This is a genomic window from Sphingopyxis sp. 10G20-10 (assembly GCF_057365075.1).
Genome location: NZ_CP195117.1, coordinates 1,533,507 through 1,555,182, shown reverse-complemented (window position 1 = coordinate 1,555,182; position 21,676 = coordinate 1,533,507). Strand labels below are relative to the sequence as shown.

Annotated in this window: 20 protein-coding genes; 9 read left to right on the top strand and 11 right to left on the bottom strand. The window is 56.1% G+C overall.

Annotation, left to right across the window (positions count from 1 at the left end; all coding sequences use genetic code 11):
• Window positions 1-2 precede the first annotated feature (2 nt).
• The 10 genes from wecB (ACR3XE_RS07580) to ACR3XE_RS07535 all read right to left on the bottom strand — a co-directional run bounded on the left by wecB (ACR3XE_RS07580) (window position 3) and on the right by ACR3XE_RS07535 (window position 12,254).
• Window positions 3-1,133 (bottom strand): non-hydrolyzing UDP-N-acetylglucosamine 2-epimerase, encoded by a 1,131-nt coding sequence (gene wecB / locus ACR3XE_RS07580; protein WP_473698238.1) that lies wholly within the window; start codon window positions 1,131-1,133, stop codon window positions 3-5.
• A gap of 1 nt (window position 1,134) precedes the next feature.
• Window positions 1,135-2,031 (bottom strand): dTDP-4-dehydrorhamnose reductase family protein, encoded by an 897-nt coding sequence (locus tag ACR3XE_RS07575; protein ID WP_486186018.1) that lies wholly within the window; start codon window positions 2,029-2,031, stop codon window positions 1,135-1,137.
• A gap of 32 nt (window positions 2,032-2,063) precedes the next feature.
• Window positions 2,064-3,098 carry an SDR family NAD(P)-dependent oxidoreductase gene (locus ACR3XE_RS07570; protein WP_473698240.1) on the bottom strand — a complete coding sequence of 345 codons (1,035 nt, stop codon included), beginning with the start codon at window positions 3,096-3,098 and terminating at the stop codon, window positions 2,064-2,066.
• A gap of 119 nt (window positions 3,099-3,217) precedes the next feature.
• Window positions 3,218-4,516, bottom strand: coding sequence for a Vi polysaccharide biosynthesis UDP-N-acetylglucosamine C-6 dehydrogenase TviB (gene tviB, locus ACR3XE_RS07565; RefSeq protein ID WP_486185619.1), 1,299 nt, complete (start codon window positions 4,514-4,516; stop codon window positions 3,218-3,220).
• Complete coding sequence (locus tag ACR3XE_RS07560) at window positions 4,513-5,529, bottom strand: NAD-dependent epimerase/dehydratase family protein (protein ID WP_473698242.1); 1,017 nt, start codon at window positions 5,527-5,529, stop codon at window positions 4,513-4,515. Before ACR3XE_RS07560 ends, tviB begins: the two co-directional genes overlap by 4 nt.
• 51 nt (window positions 5,530-5,580) lie before the next feature.
• Entirely contained in the window at window positions 5,581-6,822 is a 1,242-nt protein-coding gene (locus ACR3XE_RS07555) for a hypothetical protein (RefSeq protein WP_473698243.1), read from the bottom strand.
• Between the two features lie 28 nt (window positions 6,823-6,850).
• Entirely contained in the window at window positions 6,851-9,034 is a 2,184-nt protein-coding gene (locus tag ACR3XE_RS07550; RefSeq protein ID WP_473698244.1) for a GumC family protein, read from the bottom strand.
• A gap of 19 nt (window positions 9,035-9,053) precedes the next feature.
• Window positions 9,054-9,653 (bottom strand): polysaccharide biosynthesis/export family protein, encoded by a 600-nt coding sequence (locus tag ACR3XE_RS07545; protein ID WP_486185618.1) that lies wholly within the window; start codon window positions 9,651-9,653, stop codon window positions 9,054-9,056.
• 187 nt (window positions 9,654-9,840) lie between these two features.
• Window positions 9,841-11,289, bottom strand: coding sequence for an O-antigen ligase family protein (locus ACR3XE_RS07540; RefSeq protein ID WP_486185617.1), 1,449 nt, complete (start codon window positions 11,287-11,289; stop codon window positions 9,841-9,843).
• A 173-nt stretch (window positions 11,290-11,462) separates the two neighbouring features.
• Window positions 11,463-12,254 (bottom strand): metallophosphoesterase, encoded by a 792-nt coding sequence (locus tag ACR3XE_RS07535; protein WP_473698248.1) that lies wholly within the window; start codon window positions 12,252-12,254, stop codon window positions 11,463-11,465.
• A gap of 254 nt (window positions 12,255-12,508) precedes the next feature.
• Between ACR3XE_RS07535 and wecB (ACR3XE_RS07530) the strand changes: the two genes are divergently transcribed.
• The 3 genes from wecB (ACR3XE_RS07530) (at window position 12,509) to pyrC (ending at window position 16,160) form a co-directional block, all read left to right on the top strand.
• On the top strand, window positions 12,509-13,624 hold the full coding sequence (wecB, locus tag ACR3XE_RS07530; RefSeq protein WP_473700338.1) for a non-hydrolyzing UDP-N-acetylglucosamine 2-epimerase: 1,116 nt from the start codon (window positions 12,509-12,511) through the stop codon (window positions 13,622-13,624).
• Window positions 13,614-14,909: a UDP-N-acetyl-D-mannosamine dehydrogenase gene (gene wecC / locus ACR3XE_RS07525; RefSeq protein WP_486185616.1), complete on the top strand. Its 1,296-nt coding sequence runs from the start codon at window positions 13,614-13,616 to the stop codon at window positions 14,907-14,909. The genes wecB (ACR3XE_RS07530) and wecC overlap by 11 nt, the downstream gene beginning before the upstream one ends.
• A gap of 228 nt (window positions 14,910-15,137) precedes the next feature.
• Window positions 15,138-16,160, top strand: coding sequence for a dihydroorotase (gene pyrC / locus ACR3XE_RS07520; RefSeq protein WP_486185615.1), 1,023 nt, complete (start codon window positions 15,138-15,140; stop codon window positions 16,158-16,160).
• A gap of 1 nt (window position 16,161) precedes the next feature.
• On the opposite strand, the gene rarD is transcribed toward pyrC, so the two are convergent.
• Window positions 16,162-17,079: an EamA family transporter RarD gene (gene rarD / locus ACR3XE_RS07515; protein WP_473698250.1), complete on the bottom strand. Its 918-nt coding sequence runs from the start codon at window positions 17,077-17,079 to the stop codon at window positions 16,162-16,164.
• 223 nt (window positions 17,080-17,302) lie between these two features.
• On the opposite strand from rarD, the gene ACR3XE_RS07510 reads away from it, so the two are divergent.
• The 6 genes from ACR3XE_RS07510 (at window position 17,303) to ACR3XE_RS07485 (ending at window position 21,619) form a co-directional block, all read left to right on the top strand.
• A complete protein-coding gene (locus ACR3XE_RS07510; protein WP_473698251.1) occupies window positions 17,303-17,716 on the top strand; it encodes a glycine zipper 2TM domain-containing protein in 414 nt (137 codons plus the stop codon).
• A gap of 162 nt (window positions 17,717-17,878) precedes the next feature.
• On the top strand, window positions 17,879-18,424 hold the full coding sequence (locus tag ACR3XE_RS07505) for a GNAT family N-acetyltransferase (protein WP_473698252.1): 546 nt from the start codon (window positions 17,879-17,881) through the stop codon (window positions 18,422-18,424).
• A 4-nt stretch (window positions 18,425-18,428) separates the two neighbouring features.
• Complete coding sequence (locus ACR3XE_RS07500) at window positions 18,429-18,875, top strand: DUF1330 domain-containing protein (protein WP_473698253.1); 447 nt, start codon at window positions 18,429-18,431, stop codon at window positions 18,873-18,875.
• A gap of 86 nt (window positions 18,876-18,961) precedes the next feature.
• Window positions 18,962-19,711 (top strand): hypothetical protein, encoded by a 750-nt coding sequence (locus ACR3XE_RS07495; RefSeq protein WP_473698254.1) that lies wholly within the window; start codon window positions 18,962-18,964, stop codon window positions 19,709-19,711.
• A 154-nt stretch (window positions 19,712-19,865) separates the two neighbouring features.
• Entirely contained in the window at window positions 19,866-21,146 is a 1,281-nt protein-coding gene (locus ACR3XE_RS07490) for an SDR family oxidoreductase (RefSeq protein ID WP_473698255.1), read from the top strand.
• Window positions 21,146-21,619: a DUF2269 family protein gene (locus tag ACR3XE_RS07485; protein ID WP_473698256.1), complete on the top strand. Its 474-nt coding sequence runs from the start codon at window positions 21,146-21,148 to the stop codon at window positions 21,617-21,619. The genes ACR3XE_RS07490 and ACR3XE_RS07485 overlap by 1 nt, the downstream gene beginning before the upstream one ends.
• The last annotated feature ends 57 nt before the right edge of the window (window positions 21,620-21,676 follow it).

Below are 21,676 nucleotides of genomic sequence, written 5' to 3'. Positions count from 1 at the left end.
ATTCAGCCCTGTTTTTTCCAGACGGTGCGATTCACATAACCGGTGTAGCTCATCACCACGCGCAATATCTTTCGCGACACATTGGGCACATCATAATCGCCGACGATTTCAAACTGCCGCTCTTTGGCATCATGCTGCGAAGTGACGACGCGGATCGCATCCAATATGTCATCACGGCGCAGGCCAGTCATGATCAGCGTGCCGACGTCCATGCCCTCGGGCCGTTCGTGCGCGTTGCGCAACGTAATCGCCGGCAGGTTGAGCAAACTGCCCTCCTCGGAAATCGTGCCGCTGTCCGACAAGACGCAAAAGGCCGATTTCTGGAGCTTTACATAATCGAAAAAGCCCATCGGCGCCTGATAGCGTACCCGCTCGTCCATTGGCGCGTCCGGCAGTTCCGCGATACGCTTTTGTGTGCGCGGATGGGTCGACACAATCACCGGCATGTCAAATTCTTGCGCCGCTGCGGAAAGCCCCTGCATCAGTTGTTCCAGATTGCGCGGATCATCGACATTTTCCTCGCGATGGACGCTGGCGATGAAAAATTTTCCAGCTTCCAGCCCTTCGCGTTCCAAAATGTCCGACGCATCGATGTCCTTGGCATAATAATCGAGCACTTCGCGCATATGACTACCCGACTTGATGATCGTTTCAGGCCGGATGCCTTCGGCCATCAGATAGCGGCGTGCATGTTCGGTCAGTACAAAGTTGATGTCGCTGAGGTGATCAAGCACCTTGCGGTTCAGCTCTTCGGGTACGCGCTGGTCAAAACAGCGGTTGCCCGCTTCCATGTGAAAAACAGGAATCTGGCGGCGCTTGGCAGGAATGACCGCAAGGCAGCTGTTGGTATCGCCATAGAGCATAACCGCGTCCGGCTTTTCGAGGTCGAGCACATCGTCGACTTTCGAAATAACCTCGGCAATCGTCTTCGCAGCATTGGCTCCGGCTGCATTAAGGAAATGATCGGGTTTGCGAACACCCAGATTCTCGAAGAACACCTCATTCAGTTCATAATCATAATTCTGGCCGGTGTGGACAAGAACATGGTCCACATGCTGTTCAAATTCAGCAATAACGCGGCACATTTTTATGATTTCAGGACGGGTTCCGACAATCGTCATGACCTTGATCATATTATCGTCTTTCCATCTTGCTGCGCTTCATGACCTCGACAAGTTCGGGCCATGACGGCGGCATATAGCCGGTTGCGTTGCGAAAGCGTTCAGAATTCAGGGACCGGTCGATGATCAGCGACGCATCAGGCTCAATCGGGATGTCGTGGCCATAGGCGGCACCAACGAGGCGCAGCAAGTCATATTTGGCGATCGGTTCGGCCGCGACATGATAGAGTCCCATGAGCGTTGGGTCGGGTAGCACATGATCGCGAACGACACGTGCCAGCTCGACAGTCGGCAGGCCCGAAAAGATCGCCTTGGTAAAGCCGCGAATGCCATCTTTCTTGGAAAGAAACCACTCTACAAGCCCATTTGACGACGCTAGTTCATGGCCGATAATCGACGTGCGCAGTGTGATCGCATGAGCTCCCCCGACCTCGCCCAGATATTTACTGAGACCATAGATATCTGTCGCGTCGGGTTGATCCGATTCCAGATAATCGCCCTTCTCTCCAGAAAAAACACAATCGGTACTAATATGCACCAGCCGCGCGCCAGCGATCTCGGCGAGCTGAAGCAGACGGTGCGGCAGTAAACTGTTGATGGGAATCGCCGTGGGAACGGCATTGCCGCCCGACAGCTGCTTGATTAGCCCGACACAATTGATCACGACTTCAGGGTGCATAGCGGCAAAAATCGCCGCGAGGCTGTCGGCGCTTTCAGCATCCAGTCCGGCAATGATTTCCGCGCCGGGAACCATAGCAGCCAACTGCGGATTCACGGCTCGCACCGCACCGAGCGCTACATAGTCTGGTGAGTCCGCAAAAGCGCGCAGCATTGCCATACCAAGCATTCCATTTGCGCCCAACACCAAAATCCGAACGGGGTTAACCAAAAAACTGCCTCCTTCGACCATGCCCGATTCAGGAATGAAATGGGCCAAATCTCTCAACGCTTCGCCAAGTTTTCAAGCTCTGCCCGAACCTCGGGAAGACTCACCAACAGCGACTTGACACCTGCGACATCAAGCCGCTGGGTATTGTGCGAATGGTAGTCGTCCTTCATCACAGTGGTCGTTTCACCTTCGCTGAAATAGGCCGCATAGTTGAGGTCGCGACTATCGAGCCTAAGCCGCCAATAATCGCCCATGTCTTCGGCGGTTCCCAATTCCTGGGCACTCGCCAGCGTTTCGTATAGTTTTTCCGCGTGACGCCAACCGATTGCCTTCACCGGATGGTCGGGCGCACCGAAAAGTTCGACAAGTGCCGCCGCAAGGTCAGCGATTGTCGAAGCGGCGGCCTTTTTGATGAACAGATCGCCTTGACGAGCGTGATCAAAGGCGAAACGCACCAACGCAACACTGTCGCGAAGTGGCATCAGAAAGCGTGTCATGTTCGGTTCTGTCACCGTGATCGGCTGGTCATTCTTGATTTGCCGGATGAACAACGGGATCACCGAACCGCGCGAACACATGACATTGCCATAACGGACGCAGCTGATAACCGTCTTGGCATCGGCGCCAATCTCGCGTGATGCCGCTTGCGCCATCTTCTCCATCATGGCCTTACTCATGCCCATCGCGTTGATCGGCTGAACCGCCTTGTCTGTCGACAGGCATACGAGACTGCCGACACCATGCTCGATCGAAGCGCGAATGACGTTTTCGGACCCGACGATGTTCGTTCGCACCGCTTCCATCGGGAAGAATTCGCAACTCGGCACCTGTTTTAATGCGGCGGCATGGAAAACGGCATCCACACCCTTGACCGCGCGTTCTACACTTTCCCGATCGCGAACATCTCCGACGAAAAAGCGTGCGCGAACATCGCCCAACAGGTTTCGCAGCATGTCCTGCTTTTCTTCGTCGCGGCTGAGAATACGGACTTCCTCAATGCCACCGGCAAGCAGTTCGTTGACCATCGTTTTCCCAAAGGAGCCCGTGCCCCCGGTGATCAATACGCGCTTGATTTCTTTTGCGCTCATCGTCCAAAACCTTCCAGCTGAAATCCAGAGAAACTGCGCTGCGAAAAAATCGCTTGTCGCTTTTTCTCAGTTCGGGGCAGCGCGGGCCAGAATATAAATCTCACAAATCATTCTTCCGGTTACAAACGCAACGCACCCGTTTCGCGCGGCAATATATTCTTCAGATCATAAACAACATGATCGGGCTTCACACATCCCGCAATCAGCGCGCGACCATCCTTCCGAAATTCATCATGCGCCACCGCAACCATCACTCCGTCATAGGCGGCTGGCGGCAGAGTTTTGACAAGTACCAGTCCATATTCCTGCTTGGCTTCGGCTGCATCAGCCCAAGGGTCATAGACATCGACATCGACCCCATATGTTTCCAGCTCGGAAATGACATCGACCACCCGCGTATTGCGCAAGTCCGGGCAGTTTTCCTTGAACGTCAAACCCATCATCAGAACGCGCGCACCGTTGACCTGAATGCGACGCTTCAGCATGGCCTTCACCAACCGTTCGGCAACATAGGCTCCCATCCCATCGTTCAGGCGACGTCCTGCGAGGATAATCTCTGGCCGATAGCCAATCGCTTCTGCCTTGTGCGTCAGATAATAGGGGTCGACGCCGATGCAGTGCCCCCCCACCAGGCCGGGACGGAAGGGCAGGAAATTCCACTTGGTCCCAGCCGCTTTCAACACCGCCTCTGTATCGATCTCCATGCGATTGAAGATGATCGCCAGTTCATTAATCAAGGCGATGTTGAGATCGCGCTGCGTATTCTCGATGACTTTGGCGGCTTCGGCGACGCGGATGGATTCCGCCTTATAGGTGCCCGCCGTGATGATTGACGCATACAGCCCATCAATCAGACTGGCCACCTCCGGCGTCGATCCCGATGTCACTTTGCGAATGGAGGGCAGACGGTGCTCCTTGTCGCCAGGATTGATCCGTTCGGGACTGTAGCCACAAAAGAAATCACGATTATAGGTCAGCCCCGACATGTATTCGAGAACGGGAACACAATCTTCCTCGGTCGCGCCGGGATAGACGGTTGATTCATAGACAATGATGTCGCCGGATTTCAAAAGCTTGCCAACCGTCTCTGACGCTTTGATTAGCGGCGTGAGGTCCGGTCGCCGATGGGCATCAATGGGCGTCGGCACTGTGACGATATAAAGATTACAATCGGCAAGGTCGGCGGGATCGGATGTGAAGTTGAGATTTGTCGCAGCCGCTAATTCTTCTGCGTCGGTTTCCCGCGTCCTGTCTTCGCCCCGTCGCAACGCTTCGATACGCTCGTGATTGATGTCAAAGCCGACGACTGAGCGAATATAACCAAATTCAACCGCGAGAGGCAGACCAACATAGCCAAGCCCGATAATGCCGATCTTGAGATCATCCAGCAACATAGGGTGGATCCGACTCTGGCTCATTTCCCAGCATACTCCCGGAACCACCGAACAAAAGTGGCGATCCCATCGCGGAAATCTGTTGCCGGCCGGTATCCCGTCAGTCGCTCGAGCAGCGAGGCGTCGGCCCATGTCGCGGGAACATCGCCCAACTGCATGGGCATATAGTTGCGGATCGCCTTTATACCCAGACTCTCCTCAATCGCGTCGATGAAATCGAGCAGACGAACTTTGTCATTATTGCCGATGTTGACGATCCGGAACGGCGCGACGGGGCTAAGTGAGTCCCCGTCGATAATTTCATCCTTCGATGCAGGGCGTACCGGCACGGCATCAATCAACAGGCGGATGGCACGCACAAGATCATCGACATAGGTAAAGTCGCGATACATGTCACCGTGGTTGTATATGTCGATTGGTTGTCCCTCGAGCATGGCATCGACGAATTTATACAGCGCAAGATCCGGTCGCCCCCAAGGTCCATAAACGGTGAAAAATCGAAACATCGTGGTCGGAAGATTCCACAAATGCGCATAAGCGTGCGCCATCGATTCATTAGTCTTTTTTGTCGCGGCATAGATGGTGAGCTGCGTGTCGGCCTTTTCGGTTTCAATGAAGGGCATATCTTCATTCGCGCCATAAACAGAGGAGGTTGATGCCATCAGCAGATGCTGCACGGCAAGACGCCGCGCCGCCTCCATGACATTGAAGGTGCCGATGACATTGCTGTCGAGATAGGCCCGTGGATTTTCGAGACTATAGCGCACACCGGCCTGCGCAGCGAGATGAACGATGATGTCAGGGGCGAACGCATCGATTGTCTTGTCGAGCAGTGCCTGATCTTCCAACATACCCTCGACCGCAGAAAAGGCCGCGTTCTTGAGCAATTCTTGATGACGCCGCTGCTTTAACTGCACGTCATAATAATCGGTCATTCCATCATAACCCATCACCGTAAAGCCTTCGGCCAACAGCAATTTCGCAAGATGAAAGCCGATAAAGCCGGCGGTCCCTGTTACAAAAATTTTTCGTTGCAAAGCTACATCCTCAGTTCGTGTCGTCGCGCAATCACTCAAAAAATGCACAAATTATAACGAGGGATTAGTCCCGTTACGAGCCGCAGGAGTCAGCGAAACGTCGCGCAAAGTGGCATCAATTCCAGGATCATTGTCGGCAAGGGCTACATATATATTAACCCAATACCAACGACATGCACTGTCATCGATAGTCACAACTGCTTTTTTCTTTCCCGCGACAAGCGGCACAGGAAACGGTCGCTGTGATTTCACCCCCGCTTCGGCACAATAAATCTTTGCTGTCAGCGCAGATGGGTCGATTGGAGCATTGGCAGCAAGGGTCCAGCCAAAATCATAGCGGCCGGGCGAAAGCTGTACGATCTGGCTCGCGGCGATCCCCCTAGCGCCGTCTATGGCCGACACAAGGAGACTTTTGTCTTTCTCGTCAATCGAAGCACCCAATGTTCCTGAAGCAGACAAACGCCAATCAAACGGTGGCAATAGCGGTTGCCGAGAGAATTGGCCGTTGGCCAAAAGATTTGATCGTTGATCCTGCGATATCGCTGGTTTAGCAAGCACCCTGACAAGTTGGTATGCGGCAGAAAATTGCCCCGAATTCGACAAGGCCAGCACGAGGCTCTTGTCATTCTTTGTGATTTCTGTTTGCCGCCAGGGCGCGCGGAAAATCGCCACGCGCAGTTTTGCCGCATTCACCAGACTTGGCGCACTCTGCGCCACTTGTTGCCAATAATAGTCAGCCCATTTGGGCGATCGTCCGACTACAGGTGCTAGCGCCTCCACCGCTCCGTCGCGTGCCGTGACTGTAGCCATTGCGCCAACATAGGTGTTGCGCAAATCATAGTTCGTCAGAACGGATCGTGACATCCACAGAAAAAACGTCGCTTGGTCGTCTCTCGCGCCAGCCGACCGAATATGCTCTGAACTGAGGAATGAATTACGACGTGTGAGTTTTCCGGCGAGATCGAGCAACACTTGCCGTTTTGGACGATCAGCACGACCGGTCATTGCTTTGACCAGAAGGGCGAGCGCATTCGACGAAAGCGGCTCTGCTCTATATGCCAACCGTGCCAGTTCGCGTTCGACAGTCGTAACATCCGCATCGGGATCTTTTAACGATTGCGACTTGAAGAACCCAATAGCGACATTGCCCCGAGTGGTGCCAAATGGAAAAAAGCCGGTGGCGTAAGCTCGGGCGGGCGCCTTCACCTGATTGGCAATATTGAAGCTGGCCAAACCAACGCATAACGCTAGCGCGACTGCCGCCAACCATCCCGCCGTGCGAACGATGCTCACTTTCGATTCCTACTCTTAAAATCGACGATTAACCGTCAATCTTTTTCTGTTTGGCCCCATATTCATAACCATAGCCATAGCCATAGCCATAGCCATATACTTGGTTCTTCGCCCCAACCTTCGTTACCAGTGCACCGAATAATTTGGCGCCCGACATGCGAAGTCGGCCTAGGGCAGTAGCAATAACACGGTTTTTCGTGGCATTGGCCTCAATGGTAAACAGGACGCCCTCTACGCGCCGCGCAATCAGTGGTGCGTCGGCAAGACCCAGTAGAGGTGGCGAATCGATCAGGACATGATCATAGCGTGCGAGCAGCATCTCGATCAGCGTGGCAAGCCGGTCACTACCCAAAAGCTCCGCCGCGTTCGGGGGCATCTGTCCTGCCGTAACAATCGAGAATCCAAATTTTGACAGGGGGTGGATCATAGCCTCGATGTCGTCGTCACCAGACAGGAAGTGACTAAGACCAATGCTATTTTCAATGTCGAGATAGCGGTTCAACGAAGGATTGCGGACATCGGCATCAACCAGAATGACTGACTTACCCGTCGCGGCCAACACGGTGGCAAGGCTCAACGAAGAATTGCTCTTCCCTTCCTGCGGTCGTGACGACGTCAGCATGATGGATCGCGGTGCGCCATGTTCCGTCAAAAAGGCCAGATTGGTCATCAGTGACAGATAGGCTTCATAGATCGCCGATTTTTTATCGAGTATCGCGTCAGCCACTTCCTGACCCACCAACTCTGGAATCGCGCCGAGGAGCGGGAGCCCGAAGCGAGAAGCAACATCCTGGGGATCGCGAACCGAACTGTCCAGCTTTTCAATCAGAAAGACTATGCCGCCCGAAAACAGGACACCTGCAAGAAGCGATAGAACCAGATTAGTAATAAGTACCGGGCTGGATGGCTTCTCTGTCGGCTTGGCGCGATCGACAACGGAGATGTTGTTCGTGCCGACACCCGCGACGCCGATCTCTTTATAGCGTTGCAAAAGACCATCATAAAGTTGGCGGTTGGAATCCACCTCGCGCTGGAGGATCGCCATCTGGACGGAATCACGCTGTTGCTTACTATACTTACGAGTCAACTGATCGAGCTCAGTTCGCAAATCACGCTCGAGCTTGACCGAGGCGTTATAGGCCTCGCGATTGCTTTGTGATGATCGGGCCTTTTCCACCGCTATGCTGCGGTCGAAGTTCTCAACCTGGGCGCGTAACGATATGACAGCCGGATAATCTTCCTCGAACAAGGATCGCAGACGCGCCAACTCGGCTGCGGCCTCTGCCCGTTTCTGCCGCAGGTTTCCAGTTGCAATCGCATTATTCTGAGCACTGCCAGTCTGCGTGTTGGCAAGTTCGGCTTCCGCGGCGATGCGCGCCTGCCTCGCGTCCGCGAGAGCTTTGCTGACCTCGGCAATATCGGAGCCAACAAGGGTCTGGGTCCTGGTCTTGCCATTTACATCGGTTTCCGATGAGACGGTGACAATGCCTTTATTCATAGCATAGTTGATCAGGGCTCGTTCAGATACTTCCAGATTTTGCCGCAGATTCTCGAGGCGGGTTTCCAGATATTTTCGAGCGTCAGATGTCGCGGCAAAACGACGATCAATCGTGGCCCGAACAAATTGTGTAACCCATAGGTCAGCCAGTTTTGCCGACAAATAAGGCGACGGTGTCGAGAAGTTAATATCGACAAGGCTGGATGTGCGCACGGGAGAGACAGCCAGTTTCTCCAGCAAAATATCCGAGGCCTTATTCGCAAGATTCCGGCGTTCACCACTTGTCATGCCTGATTCGGGATTGTCCAGCTTGAACGCCGCAGTGAAGCTTTTGTCTGCGGTCAGATTACCAGCACGCACCACACGTTCGGCAAGCGACCGTGACTGGAGCAACGAATATTGTGTGTTGTAAAAGGATATCTCATTGATCTGGGCGTTATCCCGTGACCCTTCAACCGAAGTAGCCACTGGGGAATCAGGCAAAATCTCGATCCGCGCACTCGACGTATATTGCGGTGTGGCCAACAAAGTTGCGAGCAATCCCAGCGTGAGGAACGCTAGGATTATGCCAATCACCAAATTGCGGTGATTCACAACCGCCATCATCAAATGTTCGATCACGGGCAGGCCGGATCTCTCTTCCCAGTCCTCATATCGCGGATCGAGGGAGTCGCCTGGCGACATGGAGCCGCGGCTATTCACCAAATCATTCATTATGCGAGCCGTCCTCGGTCTATATTCTTGTGGCTAAAAGGACCAGCGGAGACAGAAATGCTGGGAAGGCCTTTAGCATATTTTGGAACTGCCTACGCTGTGGTAAATCACCAACAATTACAACGTCATTCGGAAAAACCTCAGGGTCGGCATAATTGCCCCGACGGATAGCCTCCAAATTATAGATGCCGACATACCGCTTGTCCCCAACGTCGCGAAACACCACAACATCTTCCAGTTTGGCAAATTCGGAAAGTCCGCCAGCAAGTGCCACCGCGCGCATCAGGGTCATGCGGCCCGCAGCCGGATATGCCCCCGCTTTGTTGACTTGGCCATCAACCGTAATCGACATGGATTGCATAGCAAGCTCGCTGGTTGGCGACTTGAAATTAACGGTTACCCTTGGGTCGCGAACATAGCGGCCCATCAGTTTGGATCGAATTTCACTGGCTATCATACCGGGCGTCTTACCGGCAGCGGCGATAGTCCCGATCAACGGAAAGGCAAAATTACCCTCTCCGTCTGTCATGATGTCACGCTGCATTTCATCGACGTCGAATACCTCAACGCGCAACTCGGTGAAGGGGCCAATGAAAGATGTCCGTGCCGAACGCGCCACGTCGCTTCCCTCTGGTCGAGGCAACTCAGTGAGTGCCGTAATCGGGCTGTTAGGGGCGCTCGCTACCGGCGGTGCATCCTTGGCACATCCGGCCAAGAGAACAACGCAAAGGGCGGTCAAAAAATGAAGTTTAATCATAGAATAAATGTGGGATCCAAAAGCTCCGACGATAGGGAGTCTATAGAGGTTAGGAATGCACCCGCAAGGTTAAATCCCGGAGAGCACGCATGGGTTTTGGACAGCAAAGCAAAGTCAATAGCAGGATGGCTAGGACCTGCAATGACGGAACACGGAGGGGATAATCAACCAAGCTAGCAGCAGAAAGCACCGCAATCACTGCGATTACCGGCAGGCGGTAATCGCCCCTATGTCCTTTGATCAGGTTGCGCACGCCCTGCAAGGCGAGATTGCGGCCAAGCCATAGTAAAGCTACCAGCAGAATGACTGCAAAAGGTAGTCCGCCTGTAATCACAATTTCTGCCCAATCATTGTGGGCATGATTAAAATAGGCTGGCTGTAGCAGCGCATCCAGTTCAAACATCTTGTAGACATTGGGGAAGGATCCAAAGCCGCTGCCCACCCCCCAATAATTCTCTATCATCGCTTGTACAGTGGGCCAGGCCTGTACTCTCAGGTCGTCGGCGACAGTCTGCCCCGCCAGTCGACTCAACCCGGTTACCCGGTTCGACAACCAAAGCGCTGTACCCAAAAAAAGCACAAGCAAAACAGGGGGAGAGTAGAGGAAAATTTTGCTGATGCGTGAATTCAACGCGACTGGCGTTCGGCTATTACGCTTGCCCCTTTTGTCGCTCCATGTCGCAATGACCATGACATATCCAAGCCCAAACACTGCCACCCCCGCCGCAAATCCGGCTCGCGACCCAATCAGCGTCGTTGTGGTGGTCAGCAGAAGGGCCGCAAAAATCAGGGCACTCTGGACCAGCCTATTCTGTCGTTTGAGCATAAGTTCGTCGCGTAATAGCATCGCCGCAACCATCGTAGTGCAAGCAAGAAATATGGCATGATGATTGCGATTGGCAAAAAGACCGACAATCGAATCTGGATTCGTGATGCGATATAGATAGGCCGCATTTCCACTTCCGGACAAAATTTGCACGAAGCCCAGAAAGGCGCTGAAGCAAGCGATAGCTACAATGGTAAACATCATCCGCCGATAATCATCAGCCATCAGCCGTGCTCCCATCAACACGGCGGCGATGGGTACCGTCATAGCCAACAAGCTATTCCAAGTTTCCGATGGCGTCAGAGAGATGGGACGCCAGAGATCGGCTTGACCGAGCACACGGTCAATAGCGACGACTATCTCGCGACCAGGCAAATCATGCCAAATCGATGGTGGCAATGGTACCAATTGCGCACCAATCCACAGCGTCAGAGCCATCAGCAGTGCGAAGGGCACACGAATGCGGCGCCAATCCTCCCGACTCATTCCGCTGATTGCCCAACAGGCGAACAGAACCGAAGCGCCGCGCAACAAAGGCAGCGAATTGATGTCACTCCTCGATCCGCCACCGACAAGAAAGACAAATACCAAGAACAGCACTGGAATCCAGCCAGCTACTTCAACATTAATTCTATGCTTTTTAAGCTTGGTATATTTCAACTCTTTTTGCATTCAATTCTTACCATGAATCGTAACTATAAAGAGCCGGAAGGCTCCATTTGGGTGGGCGCTTAGACGGTCAACACGGGCGAGGCAAGGAATGAAATGACGAGTCGCACCAGTTGGAAGGCAGGCAGCAGCCATGCCCCCGCAGGATAATTTCAATACAAGCCTCTGGCCGATTTTCAAGCCGTGGCGTCGCGCGCATAAATATAGCGGCGCTGATCGCCTTCAAGGGCAATAGCGGCAAGCGCACCGCTGCGGAACGCGCCAATATCTATGCCGATCCGGTTTGACTGCTCATCGGGTGTGCCAGTAATGCTGTGGCCGTGAACGATCATTTTGCCGTGATCGCTCATATCATCAAGAAAATCATCCCGGATCCAGCGCAAATCATTCAACGACTGCTTCTCAAGGGGCACGCCCGGTCTGACACCGGCATGGACGAAAGCATAGTCGCCAATTTCAATGAGATCGTCGCCCGACCCCAGAAACTCGACATGTTCGGAGGGGACCATTAGTGGCAGCTTTTGCGCAACATCTTCAAAGCTTGCGTCGGATAGTGGGCTAGCGTCCGTCCAATAACTTCGAATTGTGGCTTCACCACCAATTCGGATGAAATATTTCAAACGCCCGATATCACCGGTCAGCGCTGCCAAAAAACATTCTTCGTGATTGCCGATCAGTAGCCTTGTATCGGGAAAGAATTTCTGCAGGCCAATAGCTCGCTCGACCACCTCCGAAGATTGCGGACCGCGATCAACAAGGTCGCCCAACAAGATCAATGTCGTATTGGCGACCGGATGCGACAGATCGTCCGCATGGAGCAGATCGATCATTTTCGAGAACAGGTCGTCGCGGCCATGGATGTCGCCAATGGCGTATACGCGCTGGCCCTCTGGTATAGAATATCCACGCCGTGCAGTCGGTCGTGATCGCTCCTTACGCTTCCAGAACATACCCAATGCATCACTCAATCTTACGGCCATCTGGCGCATTGCTGTCGCTAGGCCTGGGCGGTTATCAGGCCAACGCTCTAGGCCCAGATACAATTGCTGACAACCTTATCAAATCGTCATTCCAGAATGCCCAACACGCAGGCCAAGGTAAAGTTTCAACGATTCAGAATTTAGGCCAATTTAATGCCGTCGCAAGGATTTCAGGGCATAGACATGCCACTTGGCTGACCAGCCAAGCCAGATATTGATCAAATGACCCGGGAGTCATGTCGATGAAGGTGATGACGGTCTTTGGCACGCGGCCAGAGGCGATCAAGATGTTTCCGGTGGTGCACGCCTTACAGCGCCAACCCGGACTAGACGTTCGTGTGTGCGTCACCGCGCAGCATCGCGAGATGCTCGATCAGGTGCTCGCCATCGCCCGTATCACGCCCGACATTGATCTTGACGTCATGCAGGCGAACCAGAGCCTCGACGCCTTGCTCGCGCGACTGGTGACGGGACTGGGCGAAAGTTTCGACGCCGAAAAGCCCGATCGCATCCTCGTTCATGGTGATACGCTAACGACAATGGCTGCGACGCTTGCCGCCTATTTCCGCAAGATCCCTGTCGGTCATGTCGAAGCAGGCCTTCGAAGCGGCGATATTTATCACCCTTGGCCCGAAGAGGTGAACCGCAAGGTGACGGGCGCAGTCGCAGACATGCACTTTGCCCCAACCGAAACCGCAGCCGCCGCTTTGCGCGCCGAAAATGTGCCTGCAGAACGTATACATATTACCGGCAACACGGTCATTGATGCACTGCTGGCGACCAAAGCGCGTATCGAAGAGGAACCCGCGCTCGCGGCCGGACTCGACCCGCTCGTCGCGCGTTTTCAAGGAAAAAGGCTGATCGCCGTCACCTCGCACCGGCGCGAGAATTTCGGCGACGGGATGGATGCGATCGCCAACGCCATCGCCGCTATCGCCGCCCGTCCCGACGTCGCGGTGGTCTTTCCCGTTCATCCCAATCCGCATGTCCGCAGCGCGATGGAGCCAATTCTTGGCGCGCTTCACAATGTCGCTCTGATCGATCCGCTCGATTATCCGCATTTTGTCAGGCTGCTGGCCATCTCCGACCTCGTCCTCACCGACAGCGGCGGGGTGCAGGAAGAAGCGCCCAGCTTTGGCAAGCCGGTGCTGGTGATGCGCGAAACAACCGAGCGCCCCGAAGGAATAGAGGCGGGCACAGCACGCCTCGTCGGCACCGATAAAAACCACATTGTTTCCGAAATATACACCCTTTTGGACGATGAAGAGGCTTACGCCAGCATGGCGCGCGCCCATAATCCTTTTGGCGACGGCACAGCAGGCACCCAGATAGCGGAGATTGTGGCGCGTGCCGGTTGATATCGAACAGAAAGTTACCGTCGTCGGGCTGGGCTATATAGGCCTGCCAACCGCCGCGCTGATCGCGCGTTCGGGCTGTAAAGTCACCGGCATCGACGTCAGTGAAGCCGTTGTCGAAACGGTCAACAGCGGCAAAGTTCATATCGAGGAAGTGGATCTCGACGGTCTGGTTCAAGGCGTCGTTTCCCGCGGCGCGCTACGCGCATCCACCGAAATGTCCGTCGCCGACACCTTTGTCATCGCCGTTCCCACGCCGCATGACGCGGAGCATCGCCCCGATATCGGCCATGTGTTGAGCGCCGCCAAAGCCATCGCCAAGATGCTGGAGCCGGGCAATCTGGTCATTCTTGAATTGACCTCGCCGGTCGGCACGACTGAAAAGGTCGCCGCCCTGCTCGCCGAAGAGCGTCCCGATCTTAAAGTTCCGGGGCGTTGCACCGGCACTCCCGACATTTTCGTCGCTTATTGCCCCGAACGGGTGCTGCCCGGTCGCATTCTTGTCGAGCTCGTCGATAATGACCGCTGCATCGGCGGGATTACGCCGCGCTGCGCGCGCCGCGCGATGACTTTCTATCGTCAGTTTGTTCGCGGGGCCTGTGTCACCACGACCGCGCGCGCCGCCGAAATGGTAAAGCTGGTCGAAAACAGCTATCGCGACGTCAACATCGCCTTTGCCAATGAATTATCGATGATGGCCGACAATATGGGGGTCGATGTATGGGACGTCATCCGCCTCGCCAATCGCCACCCGCGCGTCAATATCTTGCAGCCAGGACCGGGCGTCGGCGGCCATTGCATTGCGGTTGACCCCTGGTTCCTCGTCCATGGTGACCCCAAGAACAGCCGCCTGATCCGCACCGCGCGCGAGGTCAATCTGGCCAAGACCCAGCATGTCATCGCTGCCACTGCGGCGCTTGTCGCAACGCACCCCGATGCCAAGATCGGCTGTCTCGGCCTAGCCTTCAAACCCAATATCGACGATTTTCGCGAAAGCCCGGCGGTCGAAGTCGCCGCCGCACTGGCACGTCAATTCGGCAAACGCATCCAGATTGTCGAACCCTATGCGCGCGGCCTGACGATGGATTTTGCAGGCAGCGGCGCCGAACTGGTCGAACTCGATGACGCCCTTGCCGATTGCGACGTACTGATCGTCCTTGTCGATCATGATGTGTTCAAATCGGTGCCGTTGGAAGAACGCAGTGGCAAGATTGTCTATGACACGCGCGGCCTGTGGCCTGACCAGCAATGGTCCCATGCGGCGGTCGGACAGCGCAACGTCGCCTGACTAGGGCCAGCGCCCAGTCCATCCGCCGTCGAGGTGTCAAAATTGCGCCCGTAAATCTGGCCGATCCTGTCCTTGCCGCGCTGGCAAAATTTGACCTGTCGCTATGCTCCTGCACCTTGTCGGCTTGCACCGAACAAAATTGCCTCAAACCTCGAAGCTGGATTATGGGGGCACTGACCCTTAGGACGGTCGCGCATATCCCAGCACCCATTTGTTCGAAGGCCCCTGATGACCGACCGCCTGACCATCCGCCGCCCTGACGACTGGCACGTCCATTTGCGCGACGGAGCGATGATGGAGGCCGTGGCGCAGTTTACGGCGCGACAATTTGCCCGTGCGATCATCATGCCCAACTTGACGCCGCCGGTCGCCACTGTGACCGAAGGCATCGCCTATCGCGACCGGATTACCGCCGCCGTCCCGACCGATCTGGACTTTACCCCGCTGATCGTTGCCTATCTCACCGATCACAGCGATCCGCTCGAAATCGCGCGCGGCCATGCCGAAGGCGTGTTCACCGCCTGCAAACTCTATCCCGCCAACGCAACCACCGGCAGCGCGCAGGGCGTCACAGACATCGCAAAAATCAGGCCCGTGCTCGAAAAGATGCAGGAAATCGGGATGCCGCTGCTCATCCACGGCGAAGTCACCGACGCCGATGTCGACATTTTCGACCGCGAGGCGGTGTTTATCGACCGCATCCTCGCGCCGCTGGTGCATCAAATGCCCAACCTCAAGATCGTCTTTGAACATATCACCACAAAGCAGGCTGTCGATTTTGTGCACGGCGCACCCAATACGGTCGCCGCAACGATCACGCCGCAGCATCTCCACATCAACCGTAACGCGATGCTCGTCGGCGGCATCCGCCCGCACGCCTATTGCCTGCCCGTCGCCAAGCGCGAGGCGCATCGAATCGCGGTTCGCAAAGCGGCTACATCGGGTTCGCCCAAATTTTTCCTCGGCACCGACAGCGCCCCCCACACTGCCCAAGCCAAGGAAAATGCGTGCGGCTGCGCAGGCATTTTCAATGCGCCTTTTGCTCTCGAAAGCTATGTCACCGCCTTTGATCAGGACGGCGCGCTCGACCGTTTCGAAGGCTTTGCTAGCGAGCATGGCCCGCGCTTCTATGGCCTGCCGCTCAACGAAAGCCGCGTCACATTGGAACGTAGCGCGACACTGGTGCCCGACAAGATCGGCGATGTCGTCCCTTTTCACGCCGGCGAAACGCTCGGCTGGAAACTGATTTGAGTTAAGCCACTGCCACCATTCGGTCGGCGCGCATCTTGCGCCACATATCAAAGCTGAACAGGGCTATGCTGGTCCAGATGAGCAGGAAGCAGGCAAGCTGCGCGGGCATCAACGGCTCCTTGAAAGCGAACAGACTCAGCAAAAAGACGATGCTCGGCGCCAGATATTGGACAAAGCCCAGCGCCGCATAGCTCATCCGCCGCGCCGCTGTGGCAAAGAGCAGCAAGGGAACGGCGGTGACGACACCTCCGCACATCAGCAACAGGCTGATCCTGGTATCGGCGCCAAAGCCCAGCCCGTCACCCAGCCACAAATAATATCCCGCCGCGACCACCGAAAGCGGCATAAGCAGTGTCGTCTCGATCGCCAGCCCCGGCAGCGAACCCACCGGCGCGATCTTGCGAAGCAGCCCATAGGTGCCAAAACTTACCGCCAGGGTCAGGCTGATCCACAATGTATCAAGCGCCCCTGCGAGCAGAATTGCGACACCGACTGCCGCGATAGCCACCGCCACAGCCTGAAGACGACTTAATCTCTCACCCAGAAAAACCATCCCTAACAATACGTTGAATAACGGATTGAGGTAATAGCCGAGGCTGGCCGCCAGCACATGATCGCTAAAGACGGCGAAGATATAGACGAGCCAGTTGATCGCGATGAGCGTTCCGCTCGCCAGCAAGACGCGCAGCGACCGCCAATCGCGCAACGCGGCACGATAATCGCCCATCTGACGGCGGAAATAGAGGATGATGAAGCAAAGCGGCAGCGACCATATGATGCGTTGCGCCAACACTTCCAGCGGCGGCAGGCTACTCAAAAGTTTAAAGAATAAAGGGACAAAGCCCCAGATCATATAGGCACCCAACGCATAGGGCAGGCCGCTTCCCTCACCCGTGGGCGATACGGTTTTATGGGTCATAGGTGCGTCATCGGGCTGACGGCCAAAGAGACTGGCTGAGGCATAACCGGCCTCTCGCACGCGTTAGAGGGTGGAACAAGAGGCTTTCGCTTCATCGACATTTCAGCGCGCTTCATCCTGTTGTGACAGGTTCATGCAACGCCCGGACAGCCGAACCGTTTTTCCCATGAAGCGCACCGTGCTCCGGGATAATTCGCGTTTCCGTAACCAGGAAGGAATGACCATGACCTATTTGACCAAAAAAATGATGGGCGTGATCGCTGCAACGGGCGTCATGATGACCGCCCCCGTCTTTGCCGCGCCGCCCAGCTGGGCGCCCACCCACAGCTATCACCAGCTCGCCGCCTCGAGCGATTATCACAAGCGCAAGAAGCACCATAAGCATGACCGCAACTATTATGCCCGTCACGACCAACGCATCCACAGCAACACCCGCGTCTGGCGCGGCAAGGACGGTCGCTATCGTTGCAAACGCGACAATGGCACAACCGGCCTGCTCATTGGCGGAGCCGTCGGTGGCCTAGCCGGTAACGAGATTGCCGGTCGCGACGACAAGCTGCTTGGTACCCTATTGGGTGCTGCCGGTGGTGCCCTGTTGGGCCGCGCAATCGATCGCGACAAATATCGCTGTCGCTAAACAGCTACCGTTGCTGATGCGGGAGCGAGACCCCTCCGACCACATCAGCTAATGGAGAGGGCGTCGACCGAAAGGTTGGCGCCCTCGCTTTTGGGGGCTTGCCCCCCTTCCCTCAAACGCCCTAGAGCTAAGATATAACGCCGACATCAGGGAATTATCGCAATGCTCAACGGACCTTTGCTCGTTACCGAACGGCTTATCCTGCGCCCCCCTGCGGCCGAGGATTTTGAAGCTTTCGCCATCATGTGTGCAGAGGCCGACACGATGGAGTATCTTGGCGGTGCACAGCCACGCGCGCAGGCGTGGAGACTCTGGTGTACGCTCGCCGGTGCATGGCATATCCGGGGTTTTTCCATGTTCTCTGTGATCGAACGCGACAGTGGAAAATGGGTCGGGCGTCTCGGTCCATGGGAACCGGCCGACTGGCCCGCCCCCGAAATCGGCTATGGCGTGCTCCGTGAATATGCGGGCAAGGGCTATGCCTATGAAGGCAGCGTCGCGGCCTGCGACTTTGCGGTCGAATTTCTGAAATGGGATCAGTTGATGCACTGTATCGATCCCGCCAATATCCGGTCGCAGGCGCTCGCAAAGCGACTGGGAGCTACGAATAGCGGCCCGACACGCTTGCCCGAGCCCTTTCACAACACCCCCATTGATGCCTGGACCCAAAGCGCCGATCAGTGGCGTGCCAGCCGAAAGAAAGGATGACGTCATGACGGACAAATATATCGATCCCGACCGCGAGCAGTTCGACGCCTTCAAGGCGCTGCCGCGCGACAAGCCGATCCATATGTTCAACCTTGTGCGCTTTCTCGACAAGGCGGCCTATCCCGCTGACCATGATCTAGCGGCAAAAGGGCTGACCGGTGCCGATGCCTATGCCAATTATGGCCGTGCAAGCGGACCGATTTTTCAACGCGTTGGAGGAACTATTGTCTGGCGCGGGCGAATGGAGGCGATGGTCATCGGTCCCGATGACAAACAATGGGACGCGCTGTTTATCGCCGCCTATCCCGACAGCGGCGCCTTTATGGAAATGGTCACCGATCCCGTATATCGTCAGGCGGTAGTCCATCGGCAGGCCGCCGTGGCCACCTCGCGGCTCATCCGCTGCGATCCCGGCAGCGTCGATTCCCACAGCGGCACAGTTTTTGGCTAACAAAGCCTTACCCGTTAACGCTTTTTCCTTACGTCTTGTTAACCTTTGGAGGTCATTCCCAGGGATAGATTAAGGGAGTGTTAGCGATGAATTTTGGCGGGAAATACCTCGTAACCGGATTGGTGCTGGCAACGCTGCCGCTCGCCGCGTGCCGTAAGGAGCCCGATGCCAAGTCCGAACTTTCACCGCTTGATGATGGCCTGACCAATGCCGACCCGACGGTAAAGGGCGCGCTTGAAGACAAGATCATGGTCGATCCCAATCTGACCGGTCAGGCCAACCGCAACAGCGCCACTCCCGGCAATCGCCCCGTCGATGGCGGCGTACCCAGTGTCGCCGCAGGCAAAGCCGCAGCAGCGGCCGAATATGCGGCGCTGCGCTCGGCCGGAAAAATTCTCAAGGCCCCGGCGGCCAAACCGTTTGAGGCCAATTGTGATGGCTGCAAAGCCGTCAAAGAGCCGGTCACCATCGGCGCGCTTGCCCGCGACCAACAAAAGGGCAAATGCGACGCCAAGCTTACATATGGCAATGACTGGGCACGACGCCTGCCCGCCGCCTTCCCCGTCTTTCCAAAGGCTCTGTTAAAAGAAGCCGCCGGCGTTGCGGGCGGCAAATGCAATATCCGCGTCGTCAATTTCCAGACCGCTGCGTCGATGCAGACGGTGCTCAACTATTATCACACCATGGCCCGCCGCGCCGGATACACCAGCGACCACCGCCTGCGTGGCAATGAACATCTGCTCGGCGGAACCAAGGGTAACCTGGCCTTTGTCGTGATGCTGCGCGCCGACGGCGGGATGACCGACGTCGACCTGGTTGCGTCGGGGGGACGCTAATCAGTCACGGCCGCGCAAAGCACACGGTAAAGGGAAAGGCCCGCGGATCGCTCCGGGGGCCTTTCTTTTGCTTCTGCCATGCCTGCTGGTCATTGGACATTCCTGCTGACGTTTCGGCGCGCAGCCGCTAACGACTTTGCAAAGGGGGCGATGAATGCAGGTTATGGTGCTGGGAGCCGGCGGATTTATCGGTCGTCATATCATGGCCGAATTATTGGCGGCGGGCCATGATTTGATAGCTGTGGTGCGCGAGATTGCCGATCTTGATTCCACATTTCCGACCGCCAAATTTCTTCAGATAAACCTGGCCGACGCTACCGATGACATCAACTGGCAACAGCATCTCCAAGGCGTCGATTGCATCGTCAATGCGGCCGGTATCCTGCGCGGTTCCACCATGGACGCCGTTCATGTCAAAATGCCACAGGCCTTGTACCGCGCGGCAAAGAGAAACGGCGTGAGGCATGTTCTGCTTATCTCCGCAATCAGCGCACGCGAGGATGTGGCCACCGACTATTCACAGTCCAAGCTCGCCGGAGAAGAGGTCCTGCGCAAGTCGGGTTTGAATGGAACCATCCTGCGCCCTTCGCTGGTCTATGGCGATGGCAGCTATGGCGGCACCTCGCTGATGCGCGCTATGGCCGGACTGCCGTTTCTGACTCTGCTTCCCGGTGACGGCGCTCCGCTCTTCACTCCAATTCATGCCCGCGATCTGGCGCGCAGCGTGACGCGGATTTGTGGCGACCCCACATTTTATGGCCAGCAGCTCGAACCCGTAGGTCCCGACACGCTCAGCCTAAAGGCCTTGCTTGGTCGTTATCGCGCTTGGCTGGGCTTCGGGCGCGCGTCTTTTCTGTCCATACCCATGCCGCTGATGCGCCTGATGGCACGTGTGGGTGACAAATTCGGCAACGGACCGATCGCCAGCAACAGTCTGGCACAGTTCGTCGTCGGCAACCAAGGCGACAGCGCCGCCTTTGCCAAGGCTATCGGGTTTTCACCGCGTCGGCTCGACGCGGCCCTGCTCGCGCGACCGGCGCAGGTGCAAGACCGCTGGCACGCGCGCCTCTATTTCCTCGCACCGGCCATGAAGGCCGTCCTGATCCTCCTGTGGCTCGCCTCGGCCTATCTTGGCCTCGCCCATGGCGATGAAACAACGCAAAAGCTCGTGGCGAGCCTCGGGCTTCCGCAGGGCATGGCAGACCCGCTCCGCATCGGCGGCAGTCTCTTGGACATGGCCATCGCCGCGCTTGTGCTGCTCGATCGGCGTGCCCACTGGAGCAGTTGCGTTCAATTGGCTGTCGTGGCCGGATATACGCTCGTCATTGGCTTTGCCCTTCCGCACCTTTGGTTCGATCCGCTTGGCCCGTTGCTCAAAAATTTGCCCATCCTGCTGCTGATTGCGGTTCATGGCGCAATTGCGGACCAGCGCTGATGGAACCCTATTTTCTTGTCAAAGCCCTCCACATCATCAGCAGCACCATATTGTTCGGATTTGGGATGGGGACGGCTTGGTATTTTTGGAACGCGCATCGCACGCGCAATCCCGCCACCATTGCTACCGTGGGACAGATGGTCGTGCGCGCGGACTGGATATTCACCGGCACCAGCGGCATCGTCCAACCATTAAGCGGGCTGTGGCTCATTCATTCCACCGGCTATTCACTAACCGAACCCTGGCTCGTCCTGACCTATTGGCTATATGGGCTCGCCTTTGCCTGTTGGGTGCCAGTCGTTGGCTTGCAAATCCGCGCACAGAAACTCGCCGCCACGGCTGAGCGCAAAAACACCGAACTCGGGGCGGATTATCACCGCATCATGCACATATGGTTTGCCTTGGGCTGGCCCGCATTTTTCAGTCTCGTTGGCATCTTCTGGCTGATGGCTGCCAAACCGGCGCTGTGGTGATCGCGTCTGCCCGTCATCCTATCCGCTCAGCTTAGGCCCAGACCAAAAAAGGCCCGC